Annotated in this window: 16 protein-coding genes; 13 read left to right on the top strand and 3 right to left on the bottom strand. The window is 66.1% G+C overall.

Going from position 1 to position 16066, the window contains the following annotated elements; all coding sequences use genetic code 11:
- The first annotated feature begins 13 nt into the window (after positions 1–13).
- The 12 genes from ACNFH5_RS05365 to ubiT all read left to right on the top strand — a co-directional run bounded on the left by ACNFH5_RS05365 (position 14) and on the right by ubiT (position 11486).
- The gene (locus ACNFH5_RS05365; RefSeq protein ID WP_416744661.1) at positions 14–1303 is read left to right on the top strand and encodes an MFS transporter; all 1290 of its coding nucleotides are present in this window, start codon (positions 14–16) and stop codon (positions 1301–1303) included.
- A 16-nt stretch (positions 1304–1319) separates the two neighbouring features.
- The gene (locus ACNFH5_RS05360; protein ID WP_416744660.1) at positions 1320–2549 is read left to right on the top strand and encodes a Zn-dependent hydrolase; all 1230 of its coding nucleotides are present in this window, start codon (positions 1320–1322) and stop codon (positions 2547–2549) included.
- Positions 2550–2560: 11 nt separating this feature from the next.
- Positions 2561–3577 (top strand): histone deacetylase family protein, encoded by a 1017-nt coding sequence (locus ACNFH5_RS05355; protein ID WP_416744659.1) that lies wholly within the window; start codon positions 2561–2563, stop codon positions 3575–3577.
- A gap of 316 nt (positions 3578–3893) precedes the next feature.
- Complete coding sequence (locus ACNFH5_RS05350) at positions 3894–5285, top strand: PhoH family protein (RefSeq protein WP_024765838.1); 1392 nt, start codon at positions 3894–3896, stop codon at positions 5283–5285.
- A 446-nt stretch (positions 5286–5731) separates the two neighbouring features.
- A complete protein-coding gene (moaC, locus tag ACNFH5_RS05345) occupies positions 5732–6223 on the top strand; it encodes a cyclic pyranopterin monophosphate synthase MoaC (RefSeq protein ID WP_416744657.1) in 492 nt (163 codons plus the stop codon).
- Complete coding sequence (locus ACNFH5_RS05340; RefSeq protein ID WP_416744656.1) at positions 6220–6468, top strand: MoaD/ThiS family protein; 249 nt, start codon at positions 6220–6222, stop codon at positions 6466–6468. Before moaC ends, ACNFH5_RS05340 begins: the two co-directional genes overlap by 4 nt.
- Positions 6469–6472: 4 nt before the next feature.
- Positions 6473–6925, top strand: a complete 453-nt coding sequence (gene moaE, locus ACNFH5_RS05335) for a molybdopterin synthase catalytic subunit MoaE (RefSeq protein WP_037015984.1) — start codon at positions 6473–6475, stop codon at positions 6923–6925.
- 355 nt (positions 6926–7280) lie between these two features.
- On the top strand, positions 7281–7835 hold the full coding sequence (moaB, locus tag ACNFH5_RS05330; RefSeq protein ID WP_416744655.1) for a molybdenum cofactor biosynthesis protein B: 555 nt from the start codon (positions 7281–7283) through the stop codon (positions 7833–7835).
- On the top strand, positions 7832–9067 hold the full coding sequence (glp, locus tag ACNFH5_RS05325; protein WP_416744654.1) for a gephyrin-like molybdotransferase Glp: 1236 nt from the start codon (positions 7832–7834) through the stop codon (positions 9065–9067). Before moaB ends, glp begins: the two co-directional genes overlap by 4 nt.
- Before the next feature lie 55 nt (positions 9068–9122).
- Positions 9123–10118, top strand: a complete 996-nt coding sequence (gene ubiU / locus ACNFH5_RS05320; RefSeq protein WP_416744653.1) for a ubiquinone anaerobic biosynthesis protein UbiU — start codon at positions 9123–9125, stop codon at positions 10116–10118.
- Between the two features lie 10 nt (positions 10119–10128).
- The gene (locus ACNFH5_RS05315) at positions 10129–11019 is read left to right on the top strand and encodes a U32 family peptidase (protein WP_416744652.1); all 891 of its coding nucleotides are present in this window, start codon (positions 10129–10131) and stop codon (positions 11017–11019) included.
- Positions 11013–11486 (top strand): ubiquinone anaerobic biosynthesis accessory factor UbiT, encoded by a 474-nt coding sequence (gene ubiT, locus ACNFH5_RS05310; protein WP_416744651.1) that lies wholly within the window; start codon positions 11013–11015, stop codon positions 11484–11486. Before ACNFH5_RS05315 ends, ubiT begins: the two co-directional genes overlap by 7 nt.
- Positions 11487–11489: 3 nt before the next feature.
- Here the strand turns inward: ubiT and ACNFH5_RS05305 are convergent, their stop codons facing one another.
- The 3 genes from ACNFH5_RS05305 to ACNFH5_RS05295 all read right to left on the bottom strand — a co-directional run bounded on the left by ACNFH5_RS05305 (position 11490) and on the right by ACNFH5_RS05295 (position 14587).
- Complete coding sequence (locus ACNFH5_RS05305) at positions 11490–11858, bottom strand: putative zinc-binding protein (RefSeq protein WP_275608429.1); 369 nt, start codon at positions 11856–11858, stop codon at positions 11490–11492.
- A gap of 216 nt (positions 11859–12074) precedes the next feature.
- Positions 12075–12728 carry a two-component system response regulator NarL gene (gene narL, locus ACNFH5_RS05300; protein ID WP_088419505.1) on the bottom strand — a complete coding sequence of 218 codons (654 nt, stop codon included), beginning with the start codon at positions 12726–12728 and terminating at the stop codon, positions 12075–12077.
- The gene (locus ACNFH5_RS05295) at positions 12725–14587 is read right to left on the bottom strand and encodes a histidine kinase (protein ID WP_416744650.1); all 1863 of its coding nucleotides are present in this window, start codon (positions 14585–14587) and stop codon (positions 12725–12727) included. Before ACNFH5_RS05295 ends, narL begins: the two co-directional genes overlap by 4 nt.
- A gap of 173 nt (positions 14588–14760) precedes the next feature.
- Here ACNFH5_RS05295 and ACNFH5_RS05290 point away from each other — a divergent pair, with 173 nt between their 5' ends.
- Positions 14761–16062 (top strand): nitrate/nitrite transporter, encoded by a 1302-nt coding sequence (locus ACNFH5_RS05290; protein WP_416744649.1) that lies wholly within the window; start codon positions 14761–14763, stop codon positions 16060–16062.
- The last annotated feature ends 4 nt before the right edge of the window (positions 16063–16066 follow it).

Below are 16066 nucleotides of genomic sequence, written 5' to 3'. Positions count from 1 at the left end.
CCGGGAGCCTGAGATGTCCCAGCCCGCACCGCAGCCGGTCCGCGCCGCCACGGCCGCTTTCATCGGTACCATGATCGAGTGGTACGACTTCTATATCTACGCCACCGCCGCCGCCCTGGTGTTCGGCACGCTGTTCTTTCCCTCCGACAGCCAGTTCCTCAGCACCATGGCGGCCTTCGGGACCTTTGCCGTGGGCTTCTTCGCCCGACCGCTGGGCGGCCTGATTTTCGGCCATCTGGGCGACCGCATCGGCCGCAAGAAGGCACTCCTGGTCACCCTGGTGATGATGGGCGTCGCCACCGTCTGCATCGGCCTGTTGCCGACCTATGGACAGATCGGCCTGCTCGCCCCGGCGTTGCTGGTGCTGCTGCGCATTGTCCAGGGCATCGCCGTTGGCGGCGAGTGGGGCGGCGCGGTGCTGATGGCCGGCGAACACGCGCCCAGTGGCCGACGCACCTTCTTCGCCTCGTTCGCGCAACTGGGCAGCCCTGCCGGGCTGATCCTTTCGTTGCTGGCGTTCAAGGCGGTGACCAGCATGGACAACGCAGCGTTCCTCGACTGGGGCTGGCGTCTGCCGTTCCTCGCCAGCGCGCTGATGCTGGTGGTCGGCCTGGCGATTCGTCTGGGCGTCAACGAGTCCCCGGAATTCGCGCGGGTGAAGGAGCAGGCCCGACAGCACAAGCTGCCGGCGCTGGAAGTCGTGCGTACGGCCTGGCGGCCGTTGCTGTTGTGCATCGGCGCCAACACCATCGGCATCGCCGGGGTCTATTTCACCAATACCTTCATGATCTCCTACACCACCCAGAACCTGGCCATCGACCGCAAGCTGATCCTCGATTGCCTGTTCTACGTGGCACTCATCCAGTTCTGCGTGCAGCCATTGGCAGCACGCCTGGCCGAGTCCATCGGCTCGGCGCGCTTCCTCAAGCTGGCGGCGCTGCTGGCGGTGGCATCTCCCTACCCGATGTTCGTGCTGGTCAGCCAGGGCCACACGCTAGCCATTGTGCTCGGCATCGCCACGGCCGTGGTCTGCATGTCCAGCTTCTATTCAGTGATTGCCGGCTACGTCAGCGAGGTGTTCGACACCCGGGTGCGCTACTCGGCAATTTCCATCGCCTACCAGGTCTGCGGCGCCATCGCCGGCGGCCTGACTCCGCTGATCGGCACTTGGCTGGCGCACCGTTTCGAGGGCCAGTGGCTGCCGCTGGCGCTCTTCTATTCGCTGCTGGCCGGCCTTTCGCTGTTGTGCATCGTCGGTCTCGACCGTCGTTTGCGCGTGCGCACAGCGTCTGCCGCGGCGTGATTTCCAGGAGACTGCAATGCTGAAGATCGATGGAGCCCGCCTGTGGGCAAGCCTGATGGACATGGCCAAGGTCGGCGCCACCGCGCGTGGCGGCTCGCGGCGGCTGGCGCTGAGCGAAGAGGATCGGGACGGCCGTGAGCTGTTCGAAGGCTGGTGCCGCGATGCCGGCCTGAGCCTGCGCCGCGACCCAGTGGGCAACCTGTTCGCCCGCCGCACGGGTGAAGACGACAGCCTCGAGCCGGTGGTGATGGGCAGCCACCTTGATACCCAGCCCGAGGGCGGTCGCTTCGACGGCGTCTACGGTGTGCTGGCCGGACTTGAGGTGCTGCGCAGCCTGAACGACCGCGGTATTCGTAGTCGCCGTCCGCTGGAAGTCGCGGTCTGGACCAACGAAGAAGGCGCGCGCTTTACCCCGGCCATGCTCGGCTCGGCCACCTTTACCGGCGCCATGTCGCTGGATGCCGCGCTGGCCTCTCGGGATGCCGAGGACGTGAGCGTCGGCGAAGCGCTGCAGAAGCTTGGCTGGCAGGGCGACCTGCCGCTGGGCCGGCGCCTGGATTCTTATTTTGAGGCGCACATCGAGCAGGGGCCGATCCTCGAGGACAATGGCGTCGACGTCGGCGTGGTCACCGGCGGCCAGTCGATTCGCTGGCTGGACGTTCGCGTCAGCGGCCAGGCCGCCCACGCCGGCACCACGCCGATGCCGCTGCGCCAGGATGCTCTGTTCGGCGCTGCCGAGATGATCCAGGCGCTCGAGGCGTTGGCCCAGCGCTTTGCGCCCCACGGGCTGGTGACCGTCGGCCAGCTGGAAATTGCCAAGTCCTCGCGCAACACCATTGCCGGTCTGCTGGACTTCACCATCGACCTGCGCCACCACCGTGACGACGTGATCGCCGCCATGGAGCAGGAGGTTCGCGCGTTGCTTCACGCCATCGCCGTGCGCCGCGGACTGGCGCTGGAGATCGGCCTGCACTGGATCAGCCCGGCCACACCCTTCGACGCCGACTGCGTGGGGCATGTGCGCGAGGCCGTGCGGGCGCTGGGCTACTCGCACCAGGATATCGTCAGCGGCGCCGGTCACGACGCCATCCACCTGGCGCGTATGTGCCCGACCGCCATGGTGTTCATCCCCTGCGTCGGCGGCCTGAGCCACAACGAGGCCGAGGACGTGATTCCCGAACAGGCGACCCAGGGCGCCGACGTACTGCTCAACGCCGTGCTGGCCCGTGCCGGCCGGATCGACTGAAGGAGACACCGATGCAGACCTTCTTCCATCCCGACCAGTTGCTTCACATCCCGCGCAGCTATTTCTCCCGCGGCCAGATGCGCACCCCACAGGAGGTGCCGCAGCGCGCCGAGCACCTGCTGGCCGCCGTGCGCGCGCTGGGCTTTCCGCTCGCCGCACCGCAGGATTCTGGTCGCGAGCCGCTGTTGGGCGCACACAGCGCGGCGTACCTGGAGTTTCTCGAACACGCCTACGAGCGCTGGCACGAGGTGCCGGAGGACTGGGGCGACGAGGTGATGTCCAACGTGTTCATCCGCGAGGGTAATCCGCTGCGTGGAATACTCGCCCAGGCGGCGCGTTACCTCGCCGACGGCAGTTGCCCGGTGGGCGAGCACACCTGGCGCGCGGCCTACTGGTCGGCGCAGAGCGCGGTGGCGGCAGCTCGGACGGTGCGTGATGGCGCCCCGGCGGCCTATGCCCTGTGCCGCCCTCCGGGACACCATGCGCGGGAGGAGGGCGCCGGCGGCTTCTGCTACCTGAACAACGCCGCTATCGCCGCCTCCGAGCTACGCGCGCGTTTCGGCAAGGTCGCCATCCTTGATACCGATATGCACCACGGCCAGGGCATCCAGGAAATCTTCTACGGCCGCGACGATGTTCTCTATGTCTCGGTACACGGCGATCCGACCAACTTCTACCCCGTGGTTGCCGGCTTCGACGACGAGCGCGGCGAAGGCAGCGGCGAAGGGTTCAATCTCAACCTTCCGATGGCCCATGGCGCCAGCGAGCAGGACTTTTTCGTCCAGGTCGGCAAGGCGCTGCGGGCTGTGCGTGAGTTCGGCGCACAGGCGCTGGTGTTGTCCCTGGGTTTCGACATCTATAAGGAGGACCCGCAGTCCAAGGTGGCGGTGACGACCGAAGGCTTCGCCCGGCTCGGGCGCGAGGTGGCAGCCCTGGGATTACCGCAGGTCATCGTGCAGGAAGGCGGTTATCACCTGGCGACGCTGGAGCGCAACGCACAGGCCTTCTTCGGTGGGCTGAGGGGCTGATCCGCGGAAAAAAGGAGATGCTGCAGCGGTAGGTGGGACCCCTAAAACTAGCGCTGTCCGAAGCGCCCGCCAAGGTATTTCGTCGTACGACGAAAAAAACCTTCTTAGGAAGGAAAAAGACTTTTTATCGTCATGTTTTTTCCTGTATTTCTGGAGACGTAGACCGCCGAACCCTGCAGACAGGTGGCGGCCCCGGCCCGGCCCGTCCCCTTCTTGCAGTGCTCTCGAGCCCACATCTCGAGAGCCGGTGGCTCACCGCACGGCGGAGCGCTGTTACGGCATTCCGTCGAACGCCCCCACAAGAGGTGACCCGCGTATGGATGACCACGGACGCTCCCGCCCCACCCAGCCCACCCTGTACGTCCTCGACACCAACGTCCTGATCCACGATCCCAACGCCCTGCTGAACTTCCAGGAGCACCACGTCGCGATCCCGATGACGGTGCTGGAGGAACTGGACAAGCTCAAGACCGGAAAACATACCGTGGCCGCGGAATGCCGTCAGGCGATCCGTCTGATCGATTCGGTGCTGGGCGAGGCCTCGCCGGAGCAAGTAGAGGATGGCGTGCCCATCCAGCGCGGCAAGAGCGGCCCCTGCGGCAGTCTGTCGATCCTCATGAGCAAGCGCGCGGAGCCGATCACCTGGCTGCCCGAACACCTCAACGACAACAAGATCATCAACCAGCTGGTGGAGCTGAAGAGTCGCCATAGCAGCAAGCGTGTGGTGCTGGTGACAAAAGACATCAACATGCGCCTGAAGGCGCGTGCCTGTGGGGTATTCGCGGAGGATTACCACACCGACCAACTGGTCGATGACATCAACCTGCTGTCGCGTGGCTACCACTCGCTCAGCGGGTCGTTCTGGGATCGCGTCAGCAAGGTGGAGACTCGCCAGGACCGCGGGCGCACCTGGCACCGCGTGCAACTCACCGACAACCTGCCAGCCGTGCACATCAACGAATTCATCGTCGATGAGCAAGGCTTCGTCGGCTGGATCAAGGGCATCGACCAGGACGAGCTGACCATTCTCGACCTGCACCAGGAACCGCTGCTGCACCAGGAGGCCTGGGGCCTGCGTCCGCGCGATGTGTACCAGTCGCTGGCGCTGTACGCGCTGCTGGACCCGGACATCCACCTGGTCAACCTGTCCGGTGCCGCCGGTTCGGGCAAGACCATCCTGGCGCTGGCCGCCGCCATCGAGCAGACCATGGTCACCAAGCGCTACAAGCGCATCATCGCGACGCGCAGCGTGCAGGGCCTGGACGAGGATATCGGCTTCCTGCCCGGCACCGAGGCCGAGAAGATGGAGCCCTGGCTCGGCGCGATCACCGACAACCTCGAAGCGCTGCATTCGGATGATGAGTGCACCCATGGCAGCGTCGACTACATCCTCAGCAAGGTGCCGCTGCAGTTCAAGTCGCTGAACTACATCCGCGGTCGCAGTTTCCAGCAGAGCCTGATCCTGATCGACGAGTGCCAGAACCTCACCCCGCACCAGATGAAGACCATCATCACCCGCGCGGGCAACGGTTCGAAGGTGATCTGCCTGGGCAACCTGGCGCAGATCGACACCCCCTACCTGTCGGCCACCAGCTCCGGCCTGACCTACCTGACCGAACGCTTCAAGGACTTCCCGCACGGCGTGCACGTGACCCTGCAAGGGGTGCCGCGCTCGGTGCTGGCGGAGTTCGCTGAAGCGCATATGTAACCGAACTGGGGCAATCGGCTTCCGCCGATTTCCCCTCTCGCTCCAGACAACCCCCTCTCCCTTCAGGGAGAGGGCAGGGGAGAGGGCGGCGGGGTTCGGCCATACCCGGTGTTGGGGCCGATTCCGTTCCCCGTCCCTAACCCTCCCCCGCAGGCGGTGGAGGGGAGTGTTGGGCAGAGCCTGCAGCCGAGTTGTCAGCCGAATGTGCTTTGTTCGCGAGCAAGCTCGCTCCTGCAAGAGCATGTCGTTCCTACAGGTTCTGCGTCCGAGGTGCTGGCTGGCTTTTCGTAGGAGCGAGCTTGCTCGCGAACCCGTCCGGGCTCCCAGCCATCCCGCTTCTACCTCTTCTTGTATACAATCCTCCCCCCAACGCGCCGCTCGCCGGTCTGCCAGCCCCGCGTGTCGGGGTTAAACTGTTCCCCTGATTCTCCGGAGAGTTCCCACCCGTGCTGACCCATCTCGATTCCCAGGGCCGCGCCAACATGGTCGATGTCACCGAAAAAGCCGTGACGTCCCGCGAGGCGGTGGCCGAAGCCCGGGTGCGCATGCTCCCGTCCACCCTGCAACTGATCCAGGACGGCGGCCATCCCAAGGGCGACGTATTCGCCGTGGCGCGCATCGCCGGTATCCAGGCGGCGAAGAAAACCCATGAACTGATCCCGTTGTGCCACCCGTTGCTGCTCACCAGCGTGAAGGTCGAGCTGGCCGCCGAGGGTGAAGACACCGTGCACATCGTCGCCCGCTGCAAGCTGGCCGGGCAGACCGGTGTGGAGATGGAAGCGCTGACCGCCGCCAGCGTCGCCGCGCTGACCATCTACGACATGTGCAAGGCGGTGGACCGCGGCATGACCATCGACAGCGTACGCGTGCTGGAGAAGCTCGGCGGCAAGAGCGGCCATTACTTGGCGACAGATAGTTCCGCAGGAGACACCCCATGATCCGCGTGCAGTACTTCGCCCGCTACCGTGAAGCCCTCGGGCTGGATGGCGAGCAACTGAACTGGAGCTCATCCCTGGCCAGCCTCGACGACCTGCGCCGGCTGCTGCTGGAGCGCGGTGGTGCCTGGGACGTGCTTGGCGAGCAGAACCTGATGTGCGCGCGTAACCAGGAACTGTGCTCCCTGGACGAGCCCCTCGCCGATGGCGACGAGGTGGCGTTCTTCCCCACCGTTACCGGAGGCTGAAGCCATGGCGATCCGCGTCCAGCCGGCGGCGTTCGACCCGGGCGCCGAACTCAACGCGATGCACGCCGCCAACGTCGGCGTCGGCGCGGTGGTCGGCTTTGTCGGCTACGTGCGCGACTTCAACGACGGCCGCGAAGTCGGCGGCATGTTCCTCGAGCACTACGCCGGCATGACCGAGAAGGCGCTGGAAAAGATCGAGGTGGAAGCCAACCAGCGCTGGCCGCTGTTGCGCCTGGAAATCCTGCACCGCATCGGCCGCCTGGAACCGGGCGAGCCCATCGTCTTCGTCGGCGCCGCCAGCGCCCACCGCCAGGCGGCGTTCGATGCCTGCAACTTCGTCATGGATTACCTGAAGACCCGCGCGCCCTTCTGGAAGAAGGAAGACACCAGCGACGGCCCGCGCTGGGTCGAAGGCCGCTGCAGCGACCAGGCTGCCGCCGAGCGCTGGAAGAGCTGAGCCGGTTGGCGATGGCGCCAAGGCTTTCGTAGGAGCGACAGTCTTTCAGCGGGAAATCCGTGTGCGTGCATTCCCCCTCACCCCAGCCCTCTCCCTGTGGGAGAGGGGGCAGATTGCGCCGGCGGACGCTGTGGTTTCATCCTGAACTGAACGGTCCCCTCTCCCTTTGGGAGAGGGTTAGGGTGAGGGCTGATCCGAGCGCGGGACTATCGAGTGAGGCTCGCTCCCAATCATTCGCGCGGCGGACTACTGCCCCGCACGCGCCGGGGCAGTACCTACTCCGAGGAATGGGCGGTAACAGGGAAGGGGCGCAGGCTGGCGCCAGCCCTTTTTGCTCCGAATCGGAGAGCCCCTCATGAGCCATCTCAGCACCCCGGACTTCCAGCCGCTGGAGATCGCTGTCCTCACCGTCAGCGATACCCGCAGCCTGCACAATGACACCTCCGGCCAGGCCCTGGTGACCTCGCTGCAACGCGCCGGCCACGCCCTTGCCGAGCGCCAACTGGTCATCGATGACATCTACCAGATCCGCGCCGTGGTCTCGGCCTGGATCGCCGACCCCAAGGTCCAGGTCGGCCTGATCACCGGCGGCACCGGCTTCACTGCCCGCGATAACACCCCGCAGGCCGTCGCGCCTTTACTGGAGCGCACCGTGGATGGTTTCGGCGAGCTGTTCCGGCAGATTTCCCGCGAGGAAATCGGCACCTCCACCATCCAGTCCCGTGCCATCGCCGGTATCACCAACGGCACCCTGATCTGCTGCCTGCCCGGCTCCACCGGCGCCTGCCTGACGGCCTGGGAAAAGATCCTCGTGCAGCAACTGGACAGCCGCACCAGGCCGTGCAATTTCGTCCCCCATCTCAAGCGCCTGCCCGAGCGCCCGCTGCTGGCCTGTGGGACACGTTCATGAGCGCCTGCGGCTGTTCCGGCTCCGGCCTGCGCCCGGTGGACGAAGCCATTGCCGCGCTGATGGACTTCGTCCCCGTGGCGCCGCCGACCGTGCGCGTCGACCTGGAAAACGCCCTGGGCCGCATCCTCGCCGAGGACATTCACTCGCCCATCGACCTGCCGCTGTGGGACAACAGCGCCATGGACGGCTACGCCTTGCGCAGCGCCGACATGGGCCTATCGGGCGCGCGGCTGAAGATCGTCGGCTACATCGCCGCCGGCGATGCCGCCCAGGTTGAACTGCAACCCGGCCAGGCCATGCGCATCTTCACCGGCGCGCCACTGCCGCCGGGAGCGGACAGCGTGATCGCCCAGGAAGACTGCGAGGTCGATGGCGACTGGCTGCAGGTGCCCGTGGTCGAGCACGGTAGCCACGTGCGCCGCCGCGGTGAAGAGCTCCGCCAAGGCGATGCCTTGCTGAGCGCCGGGAAGAAACTGCGTGCCCAGGACCTCGGCCTGCTGGCCAGCGTCGGGCTGGATCGCGTCAGTGTCTATCGCCCGTTGCGCGTCTGCCTGCTGAGCAGCGGTGACGAGTTGCGCGAACCCGGTGAGCCGCTCGCTCCCGGGCAGATCTACAACGCCAACCGCTTCAGCATCAGCGCGCTGCTGCGCGGCTGGGGTGTCGAGGTACACGACTACGGCGTGCTCGCCGATACCCTGGCGGCCAGCCGCGATGCGCTGAGCCTCGCCGCGTCCGAATGGGATGTGCTGATCACCAGCGGCGGGGTGTCGGTCGGCGACCGCGACTACCTCAAGCAGGCGATCCGCGAACTGGGCGAACTGCACCTGTGGAAGCTGAAGATGCAACCGGGCAAGCCGCTGGCGTTCGGCAGCATCGCCGGCAAGCCGTGGATCGGCCTGCCGGGCAATCCGGCTGCCGCGCTGGTGACTGCACTGGTGGTGGCGCGGCCGTTCCTCTGGCGTGCCCAGGGGCGCAGTACGGCCGATACCTTGCCGGTGACGCTGCCGGCTGGCTTCGACTGGCCCACGGCCAACTCGCGGCGCCAGTACCTGCGCGCGCGCCTGGAACTGGACAACACCGGCGTGGCGCGCATCTGTCTGCACCCGCAGCAGGGCTCGGCCATGCTGCGCGCGGCGAGCTGGGCCGATGGCCTGGCAGTGGTGGAGGCCGGGCGCACCTTGCACACCGGCGAGCCGCTGCCCTTCTTGTCTTTCAGCGAACTCGGCGCCTGACGCCGTTTCCGGCTGCCGGCGGGGGCCGGCGGCCTCCGCACTGCCCGGGGGAAGCATGCAACTGGTCTGCCCGGCGGGAAGTCTGCCCGCCTTGAAATCTGCCTTACGCGAAGGCGCCGACGCTATCTACGTCGGCTTTCGCGACGACACCAATGCCCGGCACTTCGCCGGCCTCAACCTCGATGACCGTCAATTGCGCCAGGGCGTGGAACTTATCCACAGCGCCGGCAAGCAGATGTACGTGGCGGTCAATACTTATCCCGGCGCGGCCGGCTGGGCACGCTGGCAACGTGCTGTGGACCACGCCGCCGATCTGGGCGTGGACGCGCTGATTGCCGCCGATTGCGCGGTGCTCGGCTACGCCGCCAAGCGCCACCCGAACCTGTCGCTGCACCTCTCGGTACAGGGTTCGGCCACCAATGTGGCGGCGCTGGCGTTCTACCACGAGCGCTACGGCATCCGCCGCGCCGTGCTGCCGCGCGTGCTGTCGCTGGCGCAGGTGCGCCAGGTGGCGGCGAACAGCCCGGTGCCCATCGAAGTCTTCGCCTTCGGCAGCCTGTGCATCATGGCCGAGGGACGCTGTCACCTGTCCTCCTATGTCACCGGCGAGTCGCCCAACCTCTGCGGCGTCTGCTCGCCGGCCAAGGCGGTGCGCTGGAGTGAGGAGCCCGAAGGCCTGACCTCACGCCTCAATGACGTGCTGATCGACCGTTACGCGCCCGACGAGCCGGCGGGCTACCCGACCCTGTGCAAGGGCCGCTTCGTGGTCAACGGCGAGCGCTTCCATGCCCTGGAAGAACCCACCAGCCTGAACACCATCGACCTGATCCCGCAGCTGGCGGAAATCGGCGTCGCGGCGGTGAAGATCGAGGGTCGGCAACGCAGCCCGGCCTATGTCGAACAGGTCACCCGCGTCTGGCGCCAGGCGCTGGATGCGTGGCAGCGCGCACCGGCGAACTACCGCGCGCTGACGCAATGGCAGGACGCCCTGGACAAGCTTTCCGAAGGCCACCAGACGACTCTGGGCGCCTACCATCGCTCCTGGCAGTGAGGACATCGTGATGCAACTCAGCCTGGGCCCCGTGCTGTTCTACTGGGACCGCCGGACACTCCTGGATTTCTACGCGCAGATGGCGGAGCAGCCGCTGGACGCCATCACTCTCGGTGAGACCGTCTGCTCCAAACGCCGCGCGCTGTCGTTGGACGATTGGCTCGGCCTTGGGCGCGAACTTCAGCAGCAGAGCGGGGCGCAAATTTTCATCGCGGGGCTGGCGCTGATCGAGGCGGCTTCGGAGCTGTCCGCGCTGCGTCGCCTGTGCGCCAACGGCGAGCTGCAGGTCGAGGCCAACGACATGGGCGCGGTGCAGATTCTCAGCAACCTTGGCGTCGAGTTCGTCGGCGGTCCGGCGCTGAACATCTACAACGGCCACACGCTGGCGGAACTGCACGCAGCCGGCCTGCGCCGCTGGGTGCCGCCGGTGGAGTGCTCCGGCGAGCAGATCCACGCGGTGATCGAGCAGGCTCGCGAGCTGGGCATCAGCGAGGTGGAAACCGAGGTGTTCGCCTACGGCCATCTACCGCTGGCCTACTCGGCGCGCTGCTTCACCGCGCGGGCGGAGAACCGACCCAAGGACGACTGCCAGTTCTGCTGCCTGAACTACCCGGAGGGCATGTCGATGCTCAGCCAGGAGGGTTTCCCGCTGTTCACTCTCAACGGCATCCAGACGATGTCCGGCGAGGCCAGCAACCTGTTGGCGGACTACGCCTCGCTGCGTGATTGCGGCGCCGATTGGTTGCGCCTGAGCCCGCGTGCGGAAGGCATGGTGGACGTCGTGCAGGCCTTCGACCGCGTGCGCAATGGCGCCACGCCGCCGTTGGCGGTGGAGGGTTGCAACGGATACTGGCATGGCCGACCGGGCATGCTGCGCAGTGATGAGGCGAACCTGTGCTGACTCTGGAAACCGGCGCCCTGCGCGCCGCCGATCGACTCCTGCCGCTGGCCGCGCGCGTCCCCTCTGGATTGCAGCGCGCGGTGCTGCAGCGTGCCGCCAACCGGCTGTTCGCCGATGCGCTGGCCGAAGGTGCTTTCGACATACTCGACGGCCACTGGCTGCGCCTGGAGGTAAGCGACCTCGGATTGGCCTGGAGCTTCACCCACGATCGCAACGGCCTGCGCTTCGCCGACGCCTGCTTGCCGAGCGTGACCATCCGCGGAGGCTGGCGCGACTTCCTGCTATTGGCGGGGCGACAGGAGGACCCTGACACGCTGTTCTTCCGCCGGCGCCTGGTGATCGAGGGTGATACCGAACTCGGGCTGGCCGTGAAGAACCTGATCGACAGTCTCGACCCGGACAGCCTGCCGGCCTGGCTGTGGAGCGCCATGCGCCGCGCCAGCCGGGTGGTGCAGGAAAACGCCTGAGTTTCAGGCCGGGGTGCGCACGAGGAACTGCAGTTCCTCGTAGAGCATCTCGAAATCCTGCACCGGCGCGTCCTGGCCGTAGCGTTTCTTTAGGCCATATTCGGTCAGGGTGATCTCATGCCTGGCCTTCACTCCGTGGCGCGCCAGGCAGTTCTGCACGCAGTGCAGGTGGCAGCCGTCGAGGGCAATGATCCGTCGGCCGGAGCAGGCTTTCTTCACCAGTGCCGGCACATCACCGCCGACTCCCGCGATGCAGGACATCTCCGCCAGTCCGTCACGGTCCAGGCGCAGGGCGAGGTCGTTGGCCAGTTGTGCAAGATTGGAGCAGCCGGAGCAGGAATACACGAGGGGCAGGTGCGGCGAGGGCGGCATGGGGACCTCCTGGGTGAGTTCCGCAGTGTCCTGCCGCTGTGGGCTGGCGCGACATGATCTGAATCAAGTCGGCGAGCGGACTACTACCAGTGAGGTAGAGGCTTCCCTGTAGGACCGAGGGGGACGCCCAGACCTTGCCCGCGAAGAGACTCCGTTGCGGGGCTGGTTCGCGAGCAAGCTCGCTCCTACAGGTACGGTCGCGGTCGGGGCGGGCGATCAGACCAGGTGGTTCTCCACCGCCCACACCGCCGCTTCCACGCGCGAGCGCATGCCCAGCTTGTGCAGTACGCGCTTCACGTGGACCTTCACGGTGCCTTCGGTGATGTCGAGTTTGCGCGCGATCATCTTGTTGCTGTAGCCGTGGGCGAGCTGGCGGAGAATCTGCCGTTCGCGGTCGGTGAGCTCCTCGATGCCCTTGGGGCGGTCATCGCCGCGCAGGGCCTGGGCCAGTACCTGGGTCAGCTGCGGGCTGATGGTGAGCTGGCCGGTGGCGGCCTGTCGGATGTGCTCCAGCAGGCGCTCGGGCTCCATGTCCTTGAGCAGGTAGCCGTCGGCGCCGGCCCGCAGCACGTTGATCACGTCGTTGCGGTCATCGGAGACGGTGAACACCACGATGCGCGCGTCCTCGCCGTTCTCGCGCATGGCGCGCAGGGTGTCGAGGCCGGTCATGCCCTTCATGTTGAGGTCGAGCAGGATCATGTCCGGTTCCAGCTCCGCGGCCATGCGCAGCGCTTCCTCGCCACTGCCGGCTTCGCCCACCACTTCCAGGTCGTCCTCGAATTCCAGCAGTTGGACCACGCCCTTGCGCATCATCGGGTGGTCGTCGACGAGCAGGATGCGCGCGCGGTCATCGGTGGGGGCGGCCGTCATGGGTGGGTCTCCGGATACTGCGACAGGGGTTTGTGGGTGAAGCGCACGCTGACCCGCGTGCCTTTGGGCTCGAGCGGGGCAATGTGGAAGTTCGCCTCCAGGGTCTGGCTGCGCTCCCGCATGATGCTAAGCCCATAGTGCCCATTGCGGCTCTGCGCTGGGTCAAAGCCCACGCCGTCATCGTCCACGGTGACGCACACCTGGTCTTCGGCATCCTCGAACAGAGTGACTTTCGCGTGCTGCGCCTGAGCGTGGCGCACCACGTTGGACAGCGCTTCGCGGACGATCTGCAGGATGTGGATTTCCTCGTTGGGGTTGAGCGGGATGTGCGCCAGGTGATTGTCCAGCTCAACGGCAAGGCCACCGCGTTCGCCGAACTCTTCCACGGTCTTCACCAGGGCCGCTTCCAGGCTCGATTGCTCCAGGCTCAGGCGGAAGGTGGTGAGCAATTCGCGCAGTTGGCGGTAGGCGCTGTTGAGGCCCTCGCGCAGTTCGTCGAGGGTCTCGTCGATCTTCTCGGCCGGCACGTCGCGCTTGAGCAGGGTGGCCAGGCGGCTGACCTGGATCTTCAGGTAGGACAGCGACTGCGCGAGCGAGTCGTGCAGCTCGCGGGCGATGGTGCTGCGTTCGGCGAACAGCGCCAGGCGATTCTCCTGTTCCTGCTGCAGGGACAGGGCGAAGGTGCGCGCGATGTTGTCGCAGAAGCCCTCGACGAACTGCTGCTGCCAGTCCTCCAGATGGCCGTCGGGGGTCTCGATGAACAGCTCGCCAAAGCGGTGCTCGCCGATGGACAGCGGCTGCATCAGCAGTGGGTTGATACCACGGATCGGATTGTTGCAGTGGTCGGCCTGGGCACGGCAATCGCCGCAGTTGCCCTGCAGGCAGAAGCTGCCGGTGATGCCGTCGGTGGTCAGCGAGGAATAGGCGCGCTCGACGCCGTCCTTGTTCAGGCACAGCGTTACCTTGCCGGCCTGCAGCACGCGCTCCAGCTGGTTCAGTAATGGTTGCAGGGAGCGCTCGTCGTAGGGGTCCTGGCCCAGCCGGCGGGCACTGTCGTAGAGCAGTTCCAGGCGCTGGTGGCTGTTGGAGAGGGCGCGGGTCTTCTCTTCCACCCGTGCTTCCAGTTCGCGGTAGCTGGTTTGCAGCTCCTCGGCCATCTGGTTGAAGCGCTCGCCGAGCTGGCTCAGCTCGTCCTCGCCGCTGCTGCTGACTCGCGCGTCGAGGTCTCCTTGACCCAGCCGGCGCGCGGTGGTGGTCAGTTCGCGCAGCGGGCCGACCACGTGATAGCTCAGGTCGTAGAGGCTGATGAACACCACCAGCAGGCTGAGGAACAGGCACAGGCCCTGCACCGTGCTGAGCATCTGCGAGCGGTATTCGGCATTGCGCTGCAGGGTGCCGACGAAGCCGTCGATGTGCCCGACAAAGGTGTCCAGCGTGGCCAGCGCCGGGGCTTGGGAAAGGTCGAGTTTCTGCAACTCCTCGCGCAGCTGCTTGTGCTGCTGACGGATCGGCGCGTCGGCATCGGCACGGCGCAGCAGGCGGGTGATCTCGTCGTTGTCCAGGCGTGCGGCCAGGGTCGCTTGCAGTGCCTGGCGGTTGATCGGCGACGGATCCAGCGCCAGGCGGTAGGTGAGCATGCGCAGCGAGCCGGCCTGGTTGATCACCGCCGCATCCTGGTGCGAATAGTCGGCGAACAGCAGGGCGCTGAACATGCCGGCCAGGGCCAGCGACACCAGCAGGGTGAGGTAGCAGCCGAAGCGCACGACGATGGATTTGCGCAGGGAGGTGCGTCCGGCGGGAGGGCTACCTACAAAGAATCGGTCGCTGGCGGTGGTCTCGGATCGAGAGCTGATGCTCATGATAAATGCCTTTTAAAACAATAGGTTAAGCATTCATTTTGGTGATACCCACTAAGGAGTAGCGGCGCGCATCTGCTCATGAATCGCCGTTTCGCTCATTGATGACGATCAAGAGAAGGCGACTAGTCCTTACCTAACGTGCGGGCAAAGGCTGTCAGGAAGTGAGCTTAGCCATGCTGTCCCATCGTCAGAAACAGTACTCCGTGCTCGGCATGAGCACACTGGCGTTCGCCGTGAACTTCGCGGTCTGGACGATGTTTTCGATCATCGGTATCCGCATCAAGGAGGAGCTGGGGCTGAGCGAAGCCCAGTTCGGCCTGATGGTGGCGCTGCCGATCCTTACCGGTTCGCTGGTGCGCTTGCCGCTGGGGTTGATCACCGACCGCTTCGGCGGGCGCATCGTGTTCTTCATCCACATGCTGCTGGTGGCCATCCCGATCTACGGCCTGGCCTTCGCCACGCTCTACTGGCACTACCTGGTGCTCGGGCTGTTCGTCGGCCTGGCCGGCGGCTCCTTCGCGGTGGGCATCGCCTACACCTCCTCGTGGTTCGAGAAGGAACGCCAGGGCACCGCCATGGGCATCTTCGGTGCCGGCAACGCCGGTGCGGCGATCACCAACCTGGTGGCGCCGATGATCGTGGTCGCCTTCGGCTGGCGCATGGTCCCGCAGATCTACTCGGTGGCCATGCTGGTCACCGCGCTGCTGTTCTGGTTCTGCACCTGGACCGACCCGGCCCACACCAAGGGCGGCGACGCCGACCCGAGCCGTCCGCGGCCGACCCTGGCCAAGCAGCTGGCGCCGCTGGGCGAACTGCGCGTGTGGCGCTTCGGCCTGTACTACTTCTTCGTCTTCGGTGGCTTCGTCGCCCTGGCCCTGTGGCTGCCCAAGTACTACATCGCCGAGTACGGCCTGGACCTGCGCACTGCGTCCTTCATCACCATGCTGTTCACCCTGCCGTCGGGCCTGATTCGTGCCCTGGGCGGCTGGTTCAGCGATCACTACGGCGCCCGTTCGGTGAACTGGGGCGTGTTCTGGATCTGCCTGGTCTGCCTGTTCTTCCTGTCCTATCCGCCGACCACCATGACCATCCACGGCATCAAGGGTGACGTCAGCCTCGGCATCGGCCTGAACGTCTGGCTGTTCACCTTCCTGGTGTTCGTCGTCGGCATCGCCCAGGGCTTCGGCAAGGCCAGCGTGTACCGCATCATCCACGACTACTACCCGCAGAACATGGGTACCGTCGGCGGCATGGTCGGGGTCATCGGCGGCCTCGGCGGCTTCTGCCTGCCGATCCTGTTCGGCTTCGCCGCCGACCGCATCGGCGTGCGCTCCTCCTGCTTCATGTTGCTGTTCGGCCTGACCGTGATCTGCATGGTCTGGATGCACTACGCGATCAAGCAGCAACAGCGTCTCGACGGCCAGGCCCGCGCGGCCGACGTCGACGCCTCTCCCATTCCTTCCAGTCATTCCTGAGGTA

The sequence above is a fragment of the Pseudomonas sp. NY15435 genome (assembly GCF_048068295.1).
Classification (GTDB): domain Bacteria; phylum Pseudomonadota; class Gammaproteobacteria; order Pseudomonadales; family Pseudomonadaceae; genus Pseudomonas.
The sequence above is the reverse complement of the archived record's forward strand: the minus strand, read 5'-3'. Positions and strand labels throughout refer to the sequence as shown.